This window comes from Wolbachia endosymbiont (group B) of Parapoynx stratiotata (assembly GCF_947250635.1).
Taxonomy (GTDB): domain Bacteria; phylum Pseudomonadota; class Alphaproteobacteria; order Rickettsiales; family Anaplasmataceae; genus Wolbachia.
This window is the reverse complement of record NZ_OX366335.1, coordinates 476,801-496,397: the sequence shown is the minus strand read 5'-3', so window position 1 is coordinate 496,397 and position 19,597 is coordinate 476,801. Positions and strand designations below refer to the sequence as shown.

At 33.6% G+C, this 19,597-nt stretch carries 15 protein-coding genes and 4 pseudogenes; 10 read left to right on the top strand and 9 right to left on the bottom strand.

What is annotated here, in order from left to right:
- Nucleotides 1–188 precede the first annotated feature (188 nt).
- The 6 genes and pseudogenes from OOT12_RS02250 to OOT12_RS02225 all read left to right on the top strand — a co-directional run bounded on the left by OOT12_RS02250 (nucleotide 189) and on the right by OOT12_RS02225 (nucleotide 6,149).
- The gene (locus OOT12_RS02250) at nucleotides 189–2,651 is read left to right on the top strand and encodes a TomO hydrophobic C-terminal domain-containing protein (RefSeq protein WP_264374914.1); all 2,463 of its coding nucleotides are present in this window, start codon (nucleotides 189–191) and stop codon (nucleotides 2,649–2,651) included.
- Between the two features lie 180 nt (nucleotides 2,652–2,831).
- Nucleotides 2,832–3,077 (top strand): annotated as a pseudogene (locus OOT12_RS07305) (PD-(D/E)XK nuclease family transposase); the annotation flags it as partial.
- A gap of 633 nt (nucleotides 3,078–3,710) precedes the next feature.
- Nucleotides 3,711–4,145: a reverse transcriptase N-terminal domain-containing protein gene (locus tag OOT12_RS07450; RefSeq protein ID WP_264685353.1), complete on the top strand. Its 435-nt coding sequence runs from the start codon at nucleotides 3,711–3,713 to the stop codon at nucleotides 4,143–4,145.
- Nucleotides 4,105–4,443: a reverse transcriptase domain-containing protein gene (locus OOT12_RS07445; protein ID WP_264374917.1), complete on the top strand. Its 339-nt coding sequence runs from the start codon at nucleotides 4,105–4,107 to the stop codon at nucleotides 4,441–4,443. Before OOT12_RS07450 ends, OOT12_RS07445 begins: the two co-directional genes overlap by 41 nt.
- Nucleotides 4,416–4,961 (top strand): annotated as a pseudogene (locus tag OOT12_RS02230) (Rpn family recombination-promoting nuclease/putative transposase); the annotation flags it as partial. The gene OOT12_RS07445 and the pseudogene OOT12_RS02230, both read left to right, overlap by 28 nt.
- Before the next feature lie 60 nt (nucleotides 4,962–5,021).
- Nucleotides 5,022–6,149, top strand: a pseudogene (locus tag OOT12_RS02225) (IS256 family transposase).
- A 77-nt stretch (nucleotides 6,150–6,226) separates the two neighbouring features.
- On the opposite strand, the gene ligA reads toward OOT12_RS02225, so the two are convergent.
- A complete protein-coding gene (ligA, locus tag OOT12_RS02220; protein WP_264374921.1) occupies nucleotides 6,227–8,182 on the bottom strand; it encodes an NAD-dependent DNA ligase LigA in 1,956 nt (651 codons plus the stop codon).
- 156 nt (nucleotides 8,183–8,338) lie between these two features.
- On the opposite strand from ligA, the gene OOT12_RS02215 reads away from it, so the two are divergent.
- Nucleotides 8,339–9,205, top strand: coding sequence for a hypothetical protein (locus tag OOT12_RS02215; protein ID WP_264374922.1), 867 nt, complete (start codon nucleotides 8,339–8,341; stop codon nucleotides 9,203–9,205).
- Nucleotides 9,206–9,747: 542 nt separating this feature from the next.
- Here the strand turns inward: OOT12_RS02215 and pyrE are convergent.
- Entirely contained in the window at nucleotides 9,748–10,338 is a 591-nt protein-coding gene (gene pyrE / locus OOT12_RS02210; RefSeq protein WP_264374923.1) for an orotate phosphoribosyltransferase, read from the bottom strand.
- Nucleotides 10,335–11,519 carry a dicarboxylate/amino acid:cation symporter gene (locus OOT12_RS02205; RefSeq protein WP_010402120.1) on the bottom strand — a complete coding sequence of 395 codons (1,185 nt, stop codon included), beginning with the start codon at nucleotides 11,517–11,519 and terminating at the stop codon, nucleotides 10,335–10,337. The genes pyrE and OOT12_RS02205 overlap by 4 nt, the downstream gene beginning before the upstream one ends.
- A 120-nt stretch (nucleotides 11,520–11,639) precedes the next feature.
- Between OOT12_RS02205 and OOT12_RS02200 the strand changes: the two genes are divergently transcribed.
- Entirely contained in the window at nucleotides 11,640–12,110 is a 471-nt protein-coding gene (locus tag OOT12_RS02200; RefSeq protein WP_264374924.1) for a hypothetical protein, read from the top strand.
- A gap of 82 nt (nucleotides 12,111–12,192) precedes the next feature.
- Here the strand turns inward: OOT12_RS02200 and murB are convergent, their stop codons facing one another.
- Together murB and hemC are read right to left on the bottom strand one after the other, a co-directional pair.
- Nucleotides 12,193–13,077, bottom strand: coding sequence for a UDP-N-acetylmuramate dehydrogenase (murB, locus tag OOT12_RS02195; RefSeq protein WP_264374925.1), 885 nt, complete (start codon nucleotides 13,075–13,077; stop codon nucleotides 12,193–12,195).
- Nucleotides 13,068–13,946: a hydroxymethylbilane synthase gene (hemC, locus tag OOT12_RS02190; RefSeq protein WP_064085264.1), complete on the bottom strand. Its 879-nt coding sequence runs from the start codon at nucleotides 13,944–13,946 to the stop codon at nucleotides 13,068–13,070. The genes murB and hemC overlap by 10 nt, the downstream gene beginning before the upstream one ends.
- Before the next feature lie 119 nt (nucleotides 13,947–14,065).
- On the opposite strand from hemC, the gene OOT12_RS02185 reads away from it, so the two are divergent.
- Together OOT12_RS02185 and secD are read left to right on the top strand one after the other, a co-directional pair.
- Entirely contained in the window at nucleotides 14,066–14,440 is a 375-nt protein-coding gene (locus OOT12_RS02185; RefSeq protein ID WP_264374926.1) for a hypothetical protein, read from the top strand.
- A 72-nt stretch (nucleotides 14,441–14,512) separates the two neighbouring features.
- Complete coding sequence (secD, locus tag OOT12_RS02180; RefSeq protein ID WP_264374927.1) at nucleotides 14,513–16,027, top strand: protein translocase subunit SecD; 1,515 nt, start codon at nucleotides 14,513–14,515, stop codon at nucleotides 16,025–16,027.
- Nucleotides 16,028–16,306: 279 nt separating this feature from the next.
- Here secD and OOT12_RS02175 read toward each other — a convergent pair whose 3' ends face one another.
- The 4 genes and pseudogenes from OOT12_RS02175 to OOT12_RS07325 all read right to left on the bottom strand — a co-directional run.
- On the bottom strand, nucleotides 16,307–17,221 hold the full coding sequence (locus OOT12_RS02175; RefSeq protein ID WP_264374928.1) for an outer membrane protein: 915 nt from the start codon (nucleotides 17,219–17,221) through the stop codon (nucleotides 16,307–16,309).
- Nucleotides 17,222–17,280: 59 nt separating this feature from the next.
- Complete coding sequence (gene mtaB / locus OOT12_RS02170; RefSeq protein ID WP_264374929.1) at nucleotides 17,281–18,507, bottom strand: tRNA (N(6)-L-threonylcarbamoyladenosine(37)-C(2))-methylthiotransferase MtaB; 1,227 nt, start codon at nucleotides 18,505–18,507, stop codon at nucleotides 17,281–17,283.
- Nucleotides 18,508–18,726: 219 nt separating this feature from the next.
- Nucleotides 18,727–19,281 (bottom strand): hypothetical protein, encoded by a 555-nt coding sequence (locus tag OOT12_RS02165; RefSeq protein WP_264374930.1) that lies wholly within the window; start codon nucleotides 19,279–19,281, stop codon nucleotides 18,727–18,729.
- A 174-nt stretch (nucleotides 19,282–19,455) separates the two neighbouring features.
- Nucleotides 19,456–19,564: pseudogene (locus tag OOT12_RS07325) on the bottom strand (BRCT domain-containing protein); the annotation flags it as partial.
- Nucleotides 19,565–19,597 lie beyond the last annotated feature (33 nt).

Genomic DNA, 19,597 nt, shown 5'->3' with positions numbered 1-19,597 from the left:
GTGTTCTCACAAAGGTAGGCATTTTTCTTGCATCTTTTAAAAGAGTAAATGATTAAATTTGTTGTAACGCTATAGAATTCAGTATTTTCTGCAAACTATAATATAGTTCAGTTAATATATTCATAAAGTTGACGATTGTTAAGAACATTTATTATAATTGTTAATTAAATAACATTAGTAGGATAAAAATGGATTTCAGTGAGTATGTTAAAGGCAACATATTATATGTTTTTAGTGAACAAGTAGATATCAATAATTTGATAAGCTTTTTGCAAGAGAACAAAAATATTACAGAACTTTCTCTCATTTGGTGTATGATTGGTAACAAAGGAGCAAAAGCTTTAGCTGATGTTAATCTTACAAACCTTACTCAACTTAATTTAAGTGGCAATAATATTGGTAACGAAGGAGTAGAAGCTTTCGCTAAGAGTAATCTTACAAACCTTACTAAACTTGATTTAAGTGCCAATATTATTTGTGTGAAAGGAGCAAAAGCTTTAGCTGATAGTAATCTTACAAACCTTGCTCAACTTGATTTAAGTCTCAATAAGATTGGTAACGAAGAAGCAAAAGCTTTAGCCGAATCTGAGAAATACTGCGAATTCATAGATAAAATTACTCGTACAGAATTTAATAACGAACCTATGGATTTTTGTAAACGTCTGAAAAAATCATGGTCTCAAGCAAGAGCAAAATCTAAGAGTAATGTTCCCAAGCTAGATGAAAGCACTATAAGGAGTTTGTTTTTTGATCTTGCACAACATGGTTATAAAGGGGGAATAGAGGTTTTGCTCGATGACTATGATAAATATCCTTTTCTAATTAATTCAAGAAATGAGCAAGGACACACACTATCTCATTTCTATAACGACGACCTTGAAATGCAAAACTTTTTCTTTAAACGTGGTATGATACCTGAACAAAGAAGAGATGACTGGCACATTGCACGAGACCGTCAATCTGTTCATAGAGGTTCAGTAAGTAAGCGGATAAAGTTTTTTACTAAAAAATTGGTTGAATCCACGGAAGCCAGTGAAGAACAGTTAAAGCAAGCAGCGACTTCTTACGTAGAAAGTATAGAACTACTTGAACAATATCAGAATGATCCAATAAGACTAAAGTTTCTCAGTTCAACTGACAGTGAAAAAAGAAGTGTGATGGAGAAAACATTAGGTGATAATCCTGTACCAAATGACAAAGAGTTTATAAAAACTGTAATCGACAAAGCTAAAGATGCATTAAACACTAAATACTTAAGGAAAAATCAATTTGGTGAATATGACCTAGGATACCCTACAGAACCATTACAATATGATTATACGAGAGATGATGCAAAGATTACTATACCTGAATCTATAGGTTATATAAAACTACTTATTGATAATTTTTCCGTTCCACTGGAAGAAAAAAAGGAGTTGCTAGTCACTCTTATGGAACAAAATCCAGATTTGGTAAAGAACAAATCATCTAAGGTAAAAGAAAAACTTGGAAATAGCGTAATCCTCGATAAAGAACAGTTTAATAAAGAAGAACTACATGGATTATTAAATGTTATAGATGACGGTAAAAAAGTAGATGAGTTGTTTAAAGAAATCAGTGACTTAGATATAGAAAAGATCTGGAGAGAGCAAAAAGAGTTCGTTCTTCTAAAACAAATATATGTAGCGTCAACAACATATGGTGAAAATGAAAGTGCTTGTACACCAGGTATATGGAGTCAAATTATGATTAGTATAAACGAAATTAGCTCTGAGATCGTGGATCAATATGATCGCTATTTAGAAGAAGAACAAAAACTAGAAGCACAGAAAAATGTTATTACAGAAGAGAACATTAAACCATTTCTGGAAGATTTGGCTAAGAATCTAGTTCAACATGCGGAATCTCATCCAGAATTGAAAGAAGCTCTTGAAGATTTTGCTATATGCAATGTAAATATTGATAATCCTGAAGAAATTACCCTTGAACGGCAAAAAATTTTAGCAGAGATAAATAAATATTTTTATGAACATATTCAAGATGATTTACCGAATTACTATGGACTTATACCAAATAAGGATGAATACAAACTTATCATCAATGGACTGTCAGGGGTAAAAGAAATGAAAGATTTTGCACAAGAGCCATCTAATCAGCAAGAGAATATTACAAGAGAAACGGAAGCTCAAATTGATGAGAACAGTGATGATGAGTTTTTTGATGCAGAAGATGATAATGAAAGTCGTGCAACTATTAGAGAGAGCGACACAGATGAAAAATCTAAAGATGTTAATGAGTCAATTTTTCTAGAGGAAAATAACACACCGTTAGTTTTAGGAAGATTACACTCAGAAACTTCAGTTGTAGCAACAGATCAAACAAATGGTATTCAAAATAATAATCAACAGCCGAGTAATTTAAATAATGATGCTCCACGAAGTAAAGAAAAAAATAAACTGCCTACTGTATGTGCTTTCACATTAGCAATAGCTGGAATTGTTTCAGGGATAGCTATTGCAGTTTACTCAGGAATGTTAGCGGTAGGAATAGCAGTTGGAGTTTGTTGTCTAATTGCTGCTGCAATCGTATCCTATTATGATAGGCCTTCAAATTCACTTGAAAATAGCAATGTCGAAGAATTTGTAACTAATGAGGAACATACTATTGTTTAGAGGCTTACGCTTAAATGAACTGGAGTGGCAAAGAGAAACTCTTTTGAAATTGCTTACCTAACATTCCACTCCATAAAAGTCACTCTTTATATTTGAAGCTTAACAAATACGGTTTTAGACGTAAAAATATTGAATATTTGTGCAGAATAGTGTATAATTATTAATTTTTCTCTGAGTACTATGGCCATTTCTAAATTTCTTGATGCACGCAATGATATAGCTTTTCGTCGTATCTTTGGAACGGAAAAAAATAAAAATATTCTTATCCACTTTTTGAACGATATCTTAGGATTTTCTGGAAGTAATGAAATAAAAGAAATTGAATTCTTAAGCACTATCATGGACCCTGAGATTGCCTCTGATAAACAAAGTATTGTTGATGTCCTTTGCAAAGATTCTATTGTTAATAGATTTGTCATCGAAATGGTGCGACCTGAAAGTCTTCGGTCATATTGTTTAAAAGGAGAGGAATTCATTCAGAAAGAAACTGAAAGGATTCTAAAACTTATTAAACCAGATGTTTTGCCATCTGAGTCTACGCATCAGTGCGAATCGGGCAACCGGTTGGTGCCAAGCGATGCGGACAATGAACCTCCTCTTAAAAAAGAAGATGCTCAATCGTGAGAGGAGCATAAACTACAAGCATCATGTGGTTGGAGGGCTAGGCTAGTGGTATGGTGAACGTAAGTGAAGCTTCATAAGTATCGTAATGATTAAGGAGCTAAAGATGCTGATAAGCTCTGACCAAAAGGTAATGTGGATAAGTTACATTTTTCATTTCTAGATGTACGCAAATAATAACTCCACCGGTATAGAGAAGTCACCTAACCTACTATTGTATGACAGAAGGAACAGGGTAAACCTGTATTTTTGCCTACATGGCAAGCAAACCGCAAGGAATGCTGATGAAAGTGCAGGTAAAGGAGAATGGAGAAAGCGAATGCCATTTTGTAACGAAATGGATAGAATTTGTAACATTAATTCGCGTGAAAACGAGCAGACTTCCATTTGGTCCCTCGTGACAAGAAACTTTGTTAACCACTTAAGGGAGGAAAGCAGATGATTACAGATAAAACTGTAAGTGCACCTACCGACAACTCCGAAGCATGGAAACAATTGCCATGGAGGAAGTGCCAAAAAGTTGTTATAAGGCTACAAAGACGTATTGTTAAAGCTGTCCAACAGGGAAGATGGGGTAAGGTAAAAGCTTTACAGCGTCTTCTCACACGCTCCTTTAGCAGCAAAGCTTTAGCTGTTAAAAGAGTAACTGAAAACCAAGGAAAAAACACGGCAGGTGTAGATTGTCAACTGTGGTTAACTTGCAATGCTAAATTTCAAGGAATAAAGCAGTTAAAGCAAAGAGGATATAAACCTTCTCCGCTAAAACGGATTTATATCAGTAAATCTAATGGCAAAAGAAGACCTCTTGGAATACCAACGATAAAAGATAGCCATGCAAGCATTATATCTGTTTGCCCTGGAGCCAGTATCTGAAACGATCAGCGACCGTCACTCCTATGGCTTTAGACCTAAAAGATCCTGCGCGGATGCTATTGCTGCTTGTCACTTATTACTGGCAAGACGCAATCGACCACAATGGATACTAGAAGGTGATATCAAAGGGTGCTTTGACAACATTAACCATGAATGGCTTATGAAGCATATTCCTATGGAGAAGAAAATTCTTCATAGATGGTTAAAAGCTGGTTTCCTAGAATCGAAAACTCTGTATCCCACAACTGCTGGCACTCCGCAAGGAAGTATAATAAAGGTGGTAAGTACATTGATTTAAAGAAGGTTTTCTTTATTGCTATTTCCAATTGTAATTTATTTCCTGATAAGCCTGATTATATATCTAGCCATACCATAAGAGATGAAAAAACTAACGAGCATGACTTAAAAGATTTTCAATTTATTTTCATTGAGTTACCAAAGTTTCCTAAGAGTAGAGAAGAGCAGATAGAAAATGTAGTAGATCGTTGGCTATTTTTCTTCAAATATGCAGAAGAAACGACCGATGAAGATTTAAGAAAAATAGCAGAAAAATCACCAATAATAAAGCTAGCATATGATGAATTAGATAGGTTTCGCTGGAATGAAAAAGATTTAGTAGCTTATGAAGAGAGAATAATGGATCTACGTAAAGGAGAAGCCATCCTCGCTCAAAAACTTGATGACGCTAGAGAGGAAGGGAAAATTGAAGTAGCAAAAGCGATGCTGGCTAATAATGTTGATATTGATACTATTGTAAAGTGTACAGGTCTTTCCATAAGTGAGATTAAAGAATTGCAGGAAGTTTGGAAGTGTTAAATAAACTGTGTCAAACCGAGAAGTAAAGTAATAAATTGATAAAAAAATGGAGGTTTGACAATGAGTCAAGCAAACAGAACTACCAGTTTGGTAGACTATAAAGAATTAGAAACAAATATCTTATCATCTATACGAGAAGGAAGACCATTGACAGGAAGAGATGGAGCATTAACACCATTTATCAAAAAACTGCTAGAGGGAAGGCGAGATAGAAAACCATTTGTCGGCTGAAAGCGAAGAAAACAACCGAAGAAATTCAAAGACTTTACGGACAAGTATTTGAACTATTGACACCAGGAGATAGAGAAGGAAGTTTCGAGCCACAAGTAGTCAGAAAAAGGCAAACAACCGAACTTGAAGCAAAGGTTTTAAGTACATATGCCAGTGGCATGGGATATAGCATCGCATGTAGAAGAAATATAAAATATCTGCAGCAGAGATATCAAGTATTACTGACAAATTGTTACCGGTAATCAACGAATGGCGCAGTCGTCCGCTGCAATCAGTGTATCCAATAGTGTTTATGGTTTTTTAAGGTCAAGGAGGACGGGCATTGTGTAAGCAAATGTATGTATAACATATTAGCAAAATGGCAGAAAAGAAGTTTTAGGCTTTTATATAGCAGAAAGTGAGGGAGCTAACTTTTGGCTAGGGATGTTAAATGACTTAAAAGAGAAAGGAGTAGAAGATATCCTGATTGTATGTGTTAAAAAGCTTTCCTAAAGCAATAAACAGTGTATTTCCTAAAGCAGAAATGTATAGTACATCAGATAAGAAATTCACTGAAATATGCATCGAGCAAAAGTTTTCATGAATGATTTGAAAAAAACATATCAAGTAGAGAAATTGCCGAGAATTATTTACTTGAACTGGAGGAAAAATGGGGAGAAAAATATCCGTTGGTTTTGGGAGAATAATTGGGAAAATTTGTCTAGTTATTTAAAATATTCTGGCCCTGTAAGAAAATTAATTTATACCACAAATCCTATTGAGGGACTACATAGACAGATCAGAAAATTTACTAAAACCAAGGGCTCATTTACTAGCACAAATGCCTTGTATAAACAGGTATATTGTGCTATAAAAAAGGTAAGAGAAAAATGGACTATGCCTATACATGATTGGGCTTTAACTATCTCTCAACTTGATATCTTTTTTCCTAGTAGGTTAAAAATTGAGTTGAACTAAAAATGCAATTTGACACAGTTTATTTAACACTCCCATTCTTCTATCAGTTAATTCATTCCCGTCAGATTAAGTTGTGTTTAGCACAATTTGTTCCACTGTTCTTCATATAAAATTTCCACACCCAATTCCATTGCTTTTTTATATTTTGAACCTGGATCTTCTCCTGCAATTAAATAGTCAGTTTTAGTAGAAAGGCTTGAACTGATCTTTGCCCCTAAAACTTTAGCTCTTACTTTTGCCTCCCCTCTGCTCATAGCACGTAGCTTACCAGTAAACACTATAATTTTGTTATTCAAAAAAGAATCGCTAGAGTTGGAGCTCACGGGAAGAATTTGCAGATATGCAGTAAGATCATTTAACATTTTAATGTTACGTTCCTGAGAAAAAAACGATTTTAAAGATTCAGCTACTTTTTCTCCTATACCATCTATACCTACCAACTCAACATCATTTGATGACATCGAATTATACCAGTTATCATAAGATACATAATAATTTGCGAGCAATTCTGCCGCAACTTGGCCGATAAATCTGATACCCAAAGAAAATATGAACCTATCTAGAGTGATTACTCTTCTGTTTTGTATAGCACTTAATAGATTAGCTATTGACTTCTCGCCCCAACCATGATGCTCTTTTAAGGAAAACTCTTTTAATCTTTCCTCTAAAATAAAAATGTCTGGAATTTGTCTTATTAGTTCCAGGTCATAAAAAAACTTTATTTGTTTTTCACCAAGGCCAACAATGTCAAATGCATCTTTTGACACAAAATGTTTTAGTTTTTCTACTATTTGAGCCTTGCAATTAAATTCTTTAGGACATCTTACTGCAACTCCTTCAATCTGCACTTTACTACCACATTCAGGACATATGTCAGGAAACACAAATTCAGGCATATTTGCATGACGAGAACCTTCATCTACTTTGACAATTTGAGGAATTACATCTCCAGCTCTTTTAATTGTTACAACATCTCCTTCTCTTATGTCTTTACGTTTTATCTCATCTTGGTTATGTAGACTTGCTCTGCTAACTAGCACTCCGCCAATATTGACTGGTACCAAATCTGCAACTGGAGTTAAAACCCCCGTTCTACCCACCTGTATAAATATTTTATTTAACTTTGTCTTTGCATAAACCGCAGAAAATTTATATGCAAGCGCTGAGCGTGGCGCTTTGTGTGTACTTCCCAGACGACTTTGTAGCACCAAATCATTCACTTTATAGACTATCCCATCGATATCATAATCCAAGTTATAACGATAATCATAGATCTCGTTATAGAACTTTATCATTCCATTCAAACTACTTGTTAAGGAACGATGCTCATTTACGCAAAAACCAAGTTTCTCAAGTTTTTCTAGTACTTCACTTTGACTTTTCTCTATTCCACCAATTAAAGAATAAGCAAAATATCTAAGAGGCCTTTTTGCTGTAATGTTCACATTCAATTGCTTTAAAGAACCAGCAGCTGCATTTCGAGGATTAGCGAATTCATTATTTTCATTTAACTTTAAAAAGTCGCTGTTACTGATATATATTTCACCCCTTACTTCTAGTCTTCCTTGCACATCTTGTAAAAACTTAGGAAAGCCTTTTATTGTTGCAACATTGTGAGTTACATCCTCTCCTACAAAACCGTCACCTCGAGTTGCAGCTTTAACAAAATTCCCATCTTCATAAATTGCAGAAAATGACAATCCATCAATTTTTGGCTCACATAATATCTCTATTTCATCTGCAATTAAAAATCTCTTTATTTTAGACAAAAATTTTTCTACACCTTGTTCATCATAAGCATTCTCAAGAGAAAGCATAGGTTCTTGATGTTCCACCTTAGAAAATCTCTCATCAGGCGGAGCACCAACACTATCTTGTGTTGCATAAGCTTCTGGCTCTATTGCAGCTAACTTTTTTTTCAGTTCATCATATTCAGCATCACTTATCTCTGGCTTACTTTTTTGATAATATAAGATATTATGATAATTAATTTGATTTTGCAGTTTTTCTCTCATCTTTTCCAAGTCAGTCATGATACCAATATAATGCTCTTTGTCGTCAAGTCATGAATTTTTTCAAAAGGTACTATAAATTTATACTACTGCCCTGAAAAGCAATACTAATATTAATATAATTTTTGTACTTGTATATTAATATTAGTATAGTTTTTAAATTAAGGAGTATATTATATGGCAAAATATAGTAATAATTCGAACGATCAACCAAGCTATTATAGTCTAAGATCAAATTTTGACCTGTTCAATTCACTACCAAAAAATTCGGAAAGTCAATCGAGTTACGACACACAGAATACAGTATGGAAAGTACACAGGAACCAGCCACAAAATTCAGAAGGTCAATTGAGTTCTGAAACTTTAGCATATGGTGTGAGTGATACATTAGGAGGCTGGTTGGGCATAGATAAAGCAGCAAAAAAAGCAGCAGAACAAGTAATATCTAAAATGGGTAACGATTTAAAACTAGAAGCTAGAAAAGCAGCTCAAGATGAAGTAAAAAAAATAGAAGGAAAAATGCTAACTTTAGCTGAAGAGAAAGCTAACAAAATAGCTACCGAAAAAGCTAATCAAATAGAAAAAAAAATATCGACTTCAATTGATAAGACAGTAAAGTCAGTAGAAGCAAATGCTGAAAAAGCAGCAAAAAATGCAGCTGAAAAAGCAGTGAAAAAAGTAGGACCAGAAGTTGCAGATTTGCTAAAGCCAGAAATAAAAACTCAGGTAGAAGAAGAAGTAAAAAAATATACTGAAGAAAAAATTGAAAGCCTTATAAAACCTGAAATCACAAGCAAAATAGATTATATTGTCACTTCACAAAACAAAGAAGTAAGGAAGCTTTTAGAAGATGAAATGAATAAATTAATCGAAGATGCACATAAAAATTTGAATGGGAAAATAGATCAGATTAAATGTGAACTTACAAAAGTAAAATCTGATCTCTTAGAAGCTAGTGCAAACAGTTTCCTTGAGAGCGCAAAATTATTGTCTTTTGCTGCACAAGATGAAACATGTGAAAACCAAGATTTAGTGTATTTTTAATCACAACAGGGGTTTTATATAAGGTTTTTATGGGTTTTTTAACCCATAAAAACCTTAGGATAAATGAAGAGAAAAGTATCTGTTAAGTTGCATGGCTACTGTGCAAAATATTGAAGCAAAAAGGTTTCATCCCAGTGCTTACTACCTTGTCATCCCAGTGCTCAGACACTGAGATCCATTGTTCTTTTCTGGATTCCAGCGTCACGCGCTGGAATGACACCTATTTGTTTTAGTAGTTCCTTTCCTGTCATTCAAGTAGCCTTTTCTTGTCATTCCAGTGCCCAGACACTGGTGCTCACAAGCAAACTAATCATAGGAGGTATTATAATAAAAACAACGTTTTCAATGAAACTACATAAAGCAAGTGTCACGAACCGGAATGACACCTATTATTGTTTTTACTTTATATCTTTATTTGTCTATCTTATTTTGCCATTCTGTTGAACGAATACAGGAAAATAAACTGTAATATCTAACTTTGATGCAAAAAGATCAACATATAACACGTAAAAGTTACTGAATCACTTTAGCCATATATAGAATTATTTTGTTAAATATTCTCTACTCCCAGGTTTCATTATAGGTAATTGTTTTAATTCACTTGGCAGTTCTTCCTCGCTATAGTTTTTGATATTTAGTTCAATCAAAGATATTACAGGAAAGGGCAGTTTTGTTTCACTATTTCTCTTGATCAAAGAAGCTCCAGCAACAACTTTACCTCCCTTCTCTTCTGCACATTTTACTGCTTCAAGTGAAGATTTACCTGTGGTAATCACATCTTCAATTAGTAAGATTTTCTCACCTTGTTTAATCTCAAATCCACGGCGTAATTCAAATTTACCATTAACACGTTCGCAAAATATTGTTCGGATTCCAAGCTGTCTACCAATCTCATAACCCACGATTATTCCACCAATCGCAGGAGATAGTATTAAATCTATGGGTTCAATAAGCTCTTTTCTTATTTTATTCGCCAATAGCTCACAAACGTTCATTGCTCTGCTTGGATTTTCAAAAATTTTAGCGCATTGTATGTAAGTGTTGCTGTGCAGCCCTGACGAGAGTACAAAATGTCCTTGCAAAATCGCACCAGCCTCTTCAAATTCTTTTATTATTGTATTATCTAATATCATTCTTGAGTTTGAAATTCTTTATTAATTATCTGCGTTATACAGATATCAGACCACACATTTATTGCAGTTTCAAACATATCAATGATTGTATAAATAGGTAAAATCAATCCCATAATGTACAAAGGAACATTCATTGATACCAAATAACTAGTTGCCATAAAATAGCACCCCATCGGCACTCCAGCGTTACCAATTGCAGCTCCTGTAGCTAAAAAAATCCATATGAACATCTCACTTAAGGAAAATGTGTGCCCATTCATCTCTGCAACAAACATCACTGTGATTAAAATAAATGCAGCACACGCATTCATATTGACTGTTGTGCATATTGGTAGAATAAAAGATGACAATTTCTTTGGTACCTTTAGCTGATTTTGCACACATTCTATAGTTGTAGGCAGCGTTGCACTAGATGATTTAGAAAAAAACGCAAGTGTAAGTGCTGGCATAACACCTTTCATCGTTTGAATTGGTGATATACCTTTATACCACATGAGTAGTGGCAAAATCACAAATGCTTGCACGAAATTTGCAGACATTATGCAAGCAAAATACCAAAAAAGACTATGGAATTCGCTGCCACCTTTTAACTCGTATAAAAAACATGTGATAAAAGACCATACAGCAAGAGGAATAAACTTTAATAACCCTTGAGCAATTCTAAGAAGTGTATCAAATAGTGCAGAAAATATTTGGTGTAATATATCTTGTTTTTCTTTTGAGAGCGAAATAATAGCTCCACCCATCAAAAAAGCAATCAATATGCTACCAATAACATTATTTTCAAGAAAAACTTGCACAAAATTCGAAGGAATGAGTGATTTTAAGTATGAAAAGTAATTGTGGTTGCTGTCACTCACACTTTCTATTGTGTTACTTATGAAATTTTTTCTTACTGGATCTATGAATAAATAGAAAGATAGCGCAACAAATGCAGCTATAATGGTTGTAAGCAGCGTATAAAACAGCGTCTTCTTAAGTAATACTTTAATTTCAATTGAGTCTTTAAGCCCTGAAATTGTGGACACTATAGATAGAAAAACTAAAGGTAAGCTAATCAATTTCAACAGACTGATGAATATATCGCTAAATAGCTTTGCTATTTCAAATATTACTTCATTGTTTAAATAGTAAGCAATTACCGCAAACAGTATAGAAAAGAGTATTGCAAGTTTGCGCATTGAAAATAAAACCTCAAAATAACATTATATAACAATTTTTGGAATTAGGTTAGATAACTTTACAGATGAAGGAAAAATGAGTAACATTTCATTATTAATTAAATATACATAGAAGAAGGTATGGGTCCAGAAATTAAAAAGCGTTTAAAGTCTTATGGGATAGCAGCTATAATAGGAACACTTATAGGCTTTAGTTTAAACTTTGCAGCTTTATCACCTTTAATCATAGGCGGAATTATTTCTTTGGTTTCTACATACTCATTTCTCATTTTAATTACTTCCAGAGAAGATAGTCTTAAGCATTATGAAAAAACAAGCCAAACAAAGCTAATAGCTTATTTTTTATGTACCTTAGCTACCACTGCCGCAGTAGGGATTGGTCTTGGTACAGCTATAGGTACTATTTTTCCTGCTGTAATGTTAAATATGGAATCAGCAGCTTTGATGAGTGCAACAATAGGAGTTATTGCACCAGTTGTAAGTCTTTTTGCATTAGGTTTATTAGCATTGACGGCTGAAAAAATAAATGAATGTATTATAGAACCTACAGTCGAAAAAATAAAAGAATGCTTTTCTTCAAAGGAAGCATAAATTATCCTCGCAAAATAGTGTACCTTGGACTTAAATTGAAGTGTACTCAATTGAAATAGGTCATATTAGAGAAGGTTAGAAGTTACCTACCCAAAACCCTTATCTCCCACTCAAGTTCAATGTTAAATCTATCTTTTACTGCATCTTGTACTCTGTTGCCAAGGTTTTCTAAGTCAAGTGCAGTTGCATTATTGTAATTGAGTAGAAAATTACAATGTTTCTTAGAAATTTTAGCTACACCATTATCTAATCCTCGGCAGCCAGATTCATCAATCAGTTTCCATGCCTTGCAGCCTATTGGATTTTTGAATATACAACCAGCAGTTTTTCCTCTTACTGGTTGGCTTTTATTTTTTTTATCAATAACTTCTTTCAATCTTTGAAATATAAGCTCATACTCTGAACTTACTCCTTTAAATTCAGCTTCAATAAAAATCCACCTGCCTTTTAGACTGTGTCCACGATAAAAATATCCCATTTCTTCGCTGGAGAATTCATATAAATTTCCATCTTCTAGATTCACTGCCCTTATAAATTTTACAACACTCGCAATATCACTACCATATGCACCTGCATTCATCTCTACCCCACCGCCAACTGTTCCTGGAATTCCAGCAAGAAACTCAAGCCCACTAATTTGCTGTTCCCCTGCAAAGTAGGCAAGGTTACTAAGTAGTGCAGCACCACCTGCAACTATGGAGCTATTATCTTTACATTTAATATACGCAAATTCCTTGCCTAATTTCACCGTTATTCCTCGAATGCCACTATCTCGAATTATTATGTTGGATGTTGCACCGATAACGCTAATTGGTAACTCCGCATCTTTTATCAAGCACATTAGATCTTCAATGTCACGTGGCTTAAATAGTACATCAGCTTGGCCACCAACATTTAACCAAGTCATTTTAGACATTGAAACATTATAACGGTAGATTCCACATACTTTAGGTAAGCTTATAAGCATTTTGATTTTAACTCTAATCCTGCATCCATACCCATTTTTTCTGCATCTTCTACAAACGAAGTGCGTTCAGTAAAGTATATAACTCTCTCGCCCGCTAACATACAATAAAGATGTAGCATGTTTTCACTCACATATTCTGCTAAAGCTGCAAGCGGTGTAAAGCATGAACCATTTACTGTCTTCATGAAACTGCGCTCTGATTTTGCCCTTATAAAAGACATATTATTATTAATTTTCTCTAAAAGATCGATAACTTTTATATCATTCTTTCGGCATTGAATGCAAATTGCCCCCTGCCCTACTGCGCTTAACATGACTTTTGGTGGCAATACCTCTGTAATTAAGTGATATTTTTTTAATCTTATCAGCCCTGCTTCAGCTAAAATCATTCCATCAAAATTCTGATTTTGCAGTCTAGTTGTCACATTTCCACGCAGTGTCACTACATTTAAGTCTGGCCTGAGATTTAACAGCTGAACTTTTCTTCTTATTGAAGAAGTTGCAATTGTAGCCTGCTGTGGCAAAGTTTTTAGGCTCTTATATTTATGAGAAATAAATACATCACATGGACTTATCCTCTCTAAAACACAAGGAATTGTTAAGTCCTTCGAGAAAAACGCAGGTACATCTTTTAGCGAATGAACCGCCATATCTATATTATTTTTGAGTAATTCAGCCTCAATCTCCCTGAGGAACAGTCCTTTACCTCCTATTTCAGCAAGGGTTACATTAGCATATTTATCACCAGAAGTTTTGATTTTAATGATCTCAACGGATAGATTAGGAAAAGACTCTAATAATCTTTGTTTTGCTTCCAAAGCTTGGATGATCGCAAGGTCGCTTCCTCTCGTACCTATTTTAACTAGCATATATCCTTCATATTATATGTCTATATTCTATGTCCATTTTTTATTATCTCCAGTTTAGTTATTGAATACTTTATAATTAGTGCATAGTATCACGAACATTTAGTAATCGACGAGTATGTATGTTTGATATTTTAAAAGATTCTAATGGCAGATTTAATAAAAAGAATATTTTACCTCTTGTAGGTGCCACTGTCGCTATTATTCTAACAGCATTAAGTTCAGTAGTAGCAATTCCCAGATTTTCCTCTCATCCTTCTCTATCTAGTCCTCTCGGTTGGAAAGATCCAAGTTATAGTGAATTTCTTGCTATTCACATACCAGCTACCATAGTTACTTTCTCAATACTTGGTTTATGCATTTACCTTCCGATTGATAGCATTAGAAAAAATAAACAAATAGAGAATCTTAAAGCTACCTCTGAACCTCATTCATGGATTTATAATGATATTTTAGAAAAACAAACGCAGACCATCAATTATAGATCAGGGCTTTAGGCGGTCCTAATCTTTTAGGTGCTTGTGATTAGCAACTATTCGGTCTACAATGCACTAATATAGTTTAAATTTATGCCAAACAAGATAATAGTTAAATCTCTTTCAGTGTTACTAATTTTTTTGCTGTCCTTATATATAATACTGCCAAATTTTATTGATAATAAGTTCTTTACCTCAAAAAAGAGAATAAATTTAGGGCTTGACCTGAAAGGTGGATCATCTCTGCTTCTAAATGTAGACTTAGATTTTTACTTCAAAGAGAAACTAAGCATGCTAACCGATGAAATAAAAGAAGGTCTGTTAACACAAAAGATTGAATTTAGCGCAAAAAACGATAAACAAGTGGTTGTAACTTTAAATAATATTGATGATTACAAAAAAGTTTCAACGTTAATACATAAAATAAACCCAAATTTAGAATTGAGTAGAAAAAATATTGCAATTTTCATTTCATATAAACCGCATTATAAGAATTCATTAATCAATGAAGTAGTTTCAGAGTCAATAGTTAATGTTCAAAGACGCTTAGATAAGCTTGGTACTAAGGAAGTAAGTGTGCAAAAACAAGGACAAAATAAGATATTAGTCCAAGTTCCTGGAGTAGAAGACACTCAGCAGATAAAATCTCTGCTTGGCAAAACAGCCAAGCTGGCCTTCCATTTGGCAAACACCAATGTAGCTAAAATGCAAGATATCGATCATGACACTACGATTATGCTCAAGGATTCTTTGGGTAATTCCTACCCGATATTCCGCAAAACTGAAATAGGCGGTGATTCATTAGTTAACGCATCAGTTAGATTTGGCAATTTAGGTAAACCAACAGTACATTTCAAATTCGACAGCATAGCAAGCAAAAAATTTGCAAAAATTACTAAAGAAAATGTAGGAAAGCCTTTTGCAATTGTTTTAGATAACACAGTCTTAACTGTACCAACAATACGTGAACCTATTCTAAATGGAGAGGGAGAAATTAGCGGTAATTTCACTGAAAAACAAGCGAGTGAACTTGCAATACTTTTAAAATCAGGTGCACTACCTGCACCACTTAAAATAATTGAAGAAAAAAACATTGGTCCAAGCCTTGGAGAAGAGTCAATAAAAGCAGGAGAAATTGCAGCAATAATCTCTATCATAGCCGTTGGTTTATCTATAATCATTACTTACGGCAAATTAGGCTTGTTAGCGTCTGTTGCACTCGTTTTTAATGTAATCTCTATACTACTCATTCTTACCTTACTTGAAGCAACTCTTACTCTCCCTGGAATTGCTGGCATTGCTCTAACTGTTGGCATGTCGGTAGATGCAAATGTTTTAATATTTGAACGCATTCGCGAAGAAATAAGAGCAGGAAAAAGAACGGTTCGTGCAATTGAAGAAGGATTTAAAAACGCAATAAAAACAATCCTTGATTCAAACCTCACTACACTAATTGCTTCAGGAATAATGTTCATTATTGGTAGCGGAGCAATTAGAGGATTTTCTATCACTTTATCGATAGGAGTTTTATGCTCGATGTTTTCTGCAATTATAGTCACAAAACTTCTGATAGAATTGTGCATCAACCCACAAAAGCTAGTACTTTAGTATCTGTTCAGCAGAGTGACAAAATAAGATAGACGAGAAAAGACAACTAAATGGTTGTCATGAAAGTAGCTATCCAGTCTTTTCGTCGTCAAAAACGTTGTAACATGCTCACCAATTTAGTGAGCATAAAACCAATATATTTGTGGAGGAAAAGGAAAAAAGAAACAGAAACCATCTTCAGGCTATCACAAAGGATATGGCCATAAGATTAAAGATATGGATAGATTTATCAAATTTCTGAATGGAAATCAGGATATTAGAATTGAAAAGATATTATTACTAAAAATTAAACATCAAACCAACTTCAATATTATGAGTGGATATATCGTCTGCAATAGGTGTTGGAATATTAAAGTAACGATAGCCGAGAAAGGTTTTAACTTCTGGAATTACTGAGTAATCAACACCAAGCTTTATTTGATAAACAAGCCAAGGAACATTCAGTGGCATTAAATTTTTAGATGATTTATCAATCCTTTTTAATCTAAAAACTGTTGATCCTATACCAAGACCAATATACGGAGCAAATTGAGTATTTTGAACATTAGGGTTATAGTAAAAATTTAATAAGAATGCAGATACACTTGCTGATTTATCAAATACCGGAGGAGAGTTACTATCTTCAATATTGACTTTAGAATACATGGTCTCAAAATCAACTCGGCCATTTTCTCCAGCATAGTAACCTACAGATATGCTGCTAAGCCACTGAAAATCAATTTTACCGTTAAATTTTTTTATGTTTTTAATTTCATCTCCTAAGAATAGGTCTAAAAGAAAACCACCATAACGGCCCTCAGCTAAAGCAAGAACTCTTTTTCCTATTGCACGTATACCCTTCACAAATACTTCTGAGCTATCAGAATATATCTTACCACCATTAGCACTAACATAGAAACCAAGTTTTTTTGATTTTTCCTTTGTAGGTTTAGCTTGATCTGCAATACTTGGCCACATATTTTTCTGATTAGCTACTTGGAAAACAGAAGGTGAACTACTTTCAAGTTCTTGACATTTTATTGGCACTTCTTTTTCAGTAACTTCTTCAGAATGTATCACACTTTCATTATTGTCCGTTTCTAATTTTAAGGGCTGCACTTGCTCAATGTGTGTATTGTTACTGATATAAGTAATAAAAAAATAGACACACGGAATGAAGATGAAAAATAAAGCAATAGATATTCTAATTATCATAAATGAATTATCACTTATAGTATAACTACTATATCATATATTCCTTTAATGTACAAAAATTAAGAAATAATATTTCCAATTAAACAATTATTTTCTATTCCTTTAACATGAGCTTTCACAATACTTTTAGCTTGAACTCTTGATGTAAGTTTTATTAATGCAAAATTTTCTGTTCTACCAATATTATTCTGCTCAACCAAAACGCTTTGCTCAGTGCCGAGCAAAGATTGATAAAAACTGCTCATCATTTCTTTATTTATTTCTCTGAGATGCTTTACTCGTTCTTTACGTACATTCTCTGGTATTTGTGGCATCCGTGCAGCAGGTGTGTTTTTCCGCTCTGAATATGGAAAAGCATGTAGATAAACTACATTTATTTTTTTCAGTAAATCAACTGTATCCTGAAACATTTTATCAGTTTCTGTTGGAAATCCAGCAATAATATCAGCGCCAAATGCTATATTAGGTCTTAAGCTCTTCATTTTATGATAAAATTCTATCACCTGTTCTCTATTGTGACGACGTTTCATTCTCTTTAGTATTAAATTATTACCAGACTGTAGACTCAAGTGTAAGTGAGGCATAAGTCTTGACTCATTAGCTATTAAATCCATTAGTTCATCATCAACTTCAGCAACATCAATAGAGGAAAGTCTTAGTCTCTTTAACTGTGGTATATCCTTTAAAACTCTTCTAATCATTGAACTGAGTGATTGCTTACCAAACAAATCTGTACCAAAGTCAGTAATATCAACACCTGTAAACACCACTTCTTGATACCCATTTTCTATAAAAATCTTAATTTGCTCTATAATATTGTTTACTGGCACAGATCGATTATTTCCTCTTGCCTCAGTAATTGAGCAAAATGTACAACTATGATTACAACCATTTTGAATTTCAATAAATGCCCTTGATTTATCTTCAAATCCATTAATGAGAATAGGTTCTACTTGGTTATCACTGACTAAGATTTCATCATTATTTAGTAGATAATTTTCAGCTCTTAGCTTGTCTTGATTACCTAGCACTTTACTTACACCAGGAATATCACTATATGATTTAGGATCTAATTGAACGGCACAGCCAACTACGATAATTTCTTTACTTGGGTCGTTTTTATAGATCTTACGTATTTTTTGCTTCACTTGGCGTTCTGCTTCGTTTGTCACTGCACAGCTATGCACTACAACAACATTTTCTCTCTTTGCTTTTTTTAATGCTTCTTTGATTAACTCACTCTCGTAGAAATTTAGACGACAACCAAATGTTATTACTTCATTCATGCTTTTGCTTTAATAGATCTAAATTATATCAAATATCCAAGCAAAATGACTATTTTTTTGGTAGATATTATAATTTAAGCATAACCTCTAGAGTTGAAAATCACAGGAAGAATTTGTAGATATACAGTAAGATCATTTAGCATTAAAAAAAGCTTAAGGCCAATGATGTTAACCTCAAGCGAATATAAACCAAAAAACATTTTGCTAAACCTTGAAGCTCTACCATGCAAATTCATCTATATCATTTGGTACATAAGTGTCAGAATAAGCTTCATCCAAACTTTCTGCTTTCCATGGAAGCCATGAAGAAGGTTTTATCTTCTCTAAAACTTTACCTGGTATTGATGTTATCTCTTGCTTCACGTCTTCTTTTAATTTTTCTATTTGTAACCGAGCAAAATCTTCCACGCGAACCATGAGTTTATCTGTTAGCTCTTTTATCATGTCTTGATTTTGTTCTGCAACTTTCTTTGTAATAGGTACGAAAATTTTACTTATAATCTCCGTTCCTAATGGAACAACGATTTGCTTTGCAACCTGATCACTAACAGGTTTAATAAGGTAATCTGCTATACTCTTTGCTGTATCTCCAGTCAGATTTGTTATTTTTTTTAAACTATCACCAATAATACCATAGTTTTTTTGGTACATCATATCTTCATCAGCAACTTCATATCTTCCTAAATCATCATACATTCCCATTTGTTGGTGAGACAATCCATTTGCATCAGATACATATCCGTATTTATTAAGTGAATTGGAATTAGACCGCATAACATTCTCCTAATTATTTATATATGCCTATTTTAGTATGAAACAACTAACAAAACATTAACTTTTAAGAACTCTTCTCAATTAATACATCAATAAAGGTAAGACCATATAATTTTCTCCTTTCTTGATACTATTCTCCTCCGAACTTAGTTCACACAGTTATTCAGACACTTCTTAATTTACCACTTTATTCCACTGATCTTCATCTAGAATTTCCACACCCAATTCCACTGCTTTTTTATATTTTGACTAGGTCTTCTCCTACAATTAGATAATCAGTACTCTTATCTGAAATGTACCATATAACTACACCAAG

What these genes read in the sequence shown, in the direction of transcription:
- OOT12_RS02250 (WP_264374914.1), top strand. Translation starts at nt 189, where the DNA reads ATGGATTTCAGTGAGTATGTTAAAGGCAACATATTATATGTTTTTAGT.
- OOT12_RS07450 (WP_264685353.1), top strand. Translation starts at nt 3,711, where the DNA reads ATGATTACAGATAAAACTGTAAGTGCACCTACCGACAACTCCGAAGCA.
- OOT12_RS07445 (WP_264374917.1), top strand. Translation starts at nt 4,105, where the DNA reads ATGCAAGCATTATATCTGTTTGCCCTGGAGCCAGTATCTGAAACGATC.
- ligA (WP_264374921.1), bottom strand. Translation starts at nt 8,182, where the DNA reads ATGACTGACTTGGAAAAGATGAGAGAAAAACTGCAAAATCAAATTAAT.
- OOT12_RS02215 (WP_264374922.1), top strand. Translation starts at nt 8,339, where the DNA reads ATGGCAAAATATAGTAATAATTCGAACGATCAACCAAGCTATTATAGT.
- pyrE (WP_264374923.1), bottom strand. Translation starts at nt 10,338, where the DNA reads ATGATATTAGATAATACAATAATAAAAGAATTTGAAGAGGCTGGTGCG.
- OOT12_RS02205 (WP_010402120.1), bottom strand. Translation starts at nt 11,519, where the DNA reads ATGCGCAAACTTGCAATACTCTTTTCTATACTGTTTGCGGTAATTGCT.
- OOT12_RS02200 (WP_264374924.1), top strand. Translation starts at nt 11,640, where the DNA reads ATGGGTCCAGAAATTAAAAAGCGTTTAAAGTCTTATGGGATAGCAGCT.
- murB (WP_264374925.1), bottom strand. Translation starts at nt 13,077, where the DNA reads ATGCTTATAAGCTTACCTAAAGTATGTGGAATCTACCGTTATAATGTT.
- hemC (WP_064085264.1), bottom strand. Translation starts at nt 13,946, where the DNA reads ATGCTAGTTAAAATAGGTACGAGAGGAAGCGACCTTGCGATCATCCAA.
- OOT12_RS02185 (WP_264374926.1), top strand. Translation starts at nt 14,066, where the DNA reads ATGTTTGATATTTTAAAAGATTCTAATGGCAGATTTAATAAAAAGAAT.
- secD (WP_264374927.1), top strand. Translation starts at nt 14,513, where the DNA reads ATGCCAAACAAGATAATAGTTAAATCTCTTTCAGTGTTACTAATTTTT.
- OOT12_RS02175 (WP_264374928.1), bottom strand. Translation starts at nt 17,221, where the DNA reads ATGATAATTAGAATATCTATTGCTTTATTTTTCATCTTCATTCCGTGT.
- mtaB (WP_264374929.1), bottom strand. Translation starts at nt 18,507, where the DNA reads ATGAATGAAGTAATAACATTTGGTTGTCGTCTAAATTTCTACGAGAGT.
- OOT12_RS02165 (WP_264374930.1), bottom strand. Translation starts at nt 19,281, where the DNA reads ATGCGGTCTAATTCCAATTCACTTAATAAATACGGATATGTATCTGAT.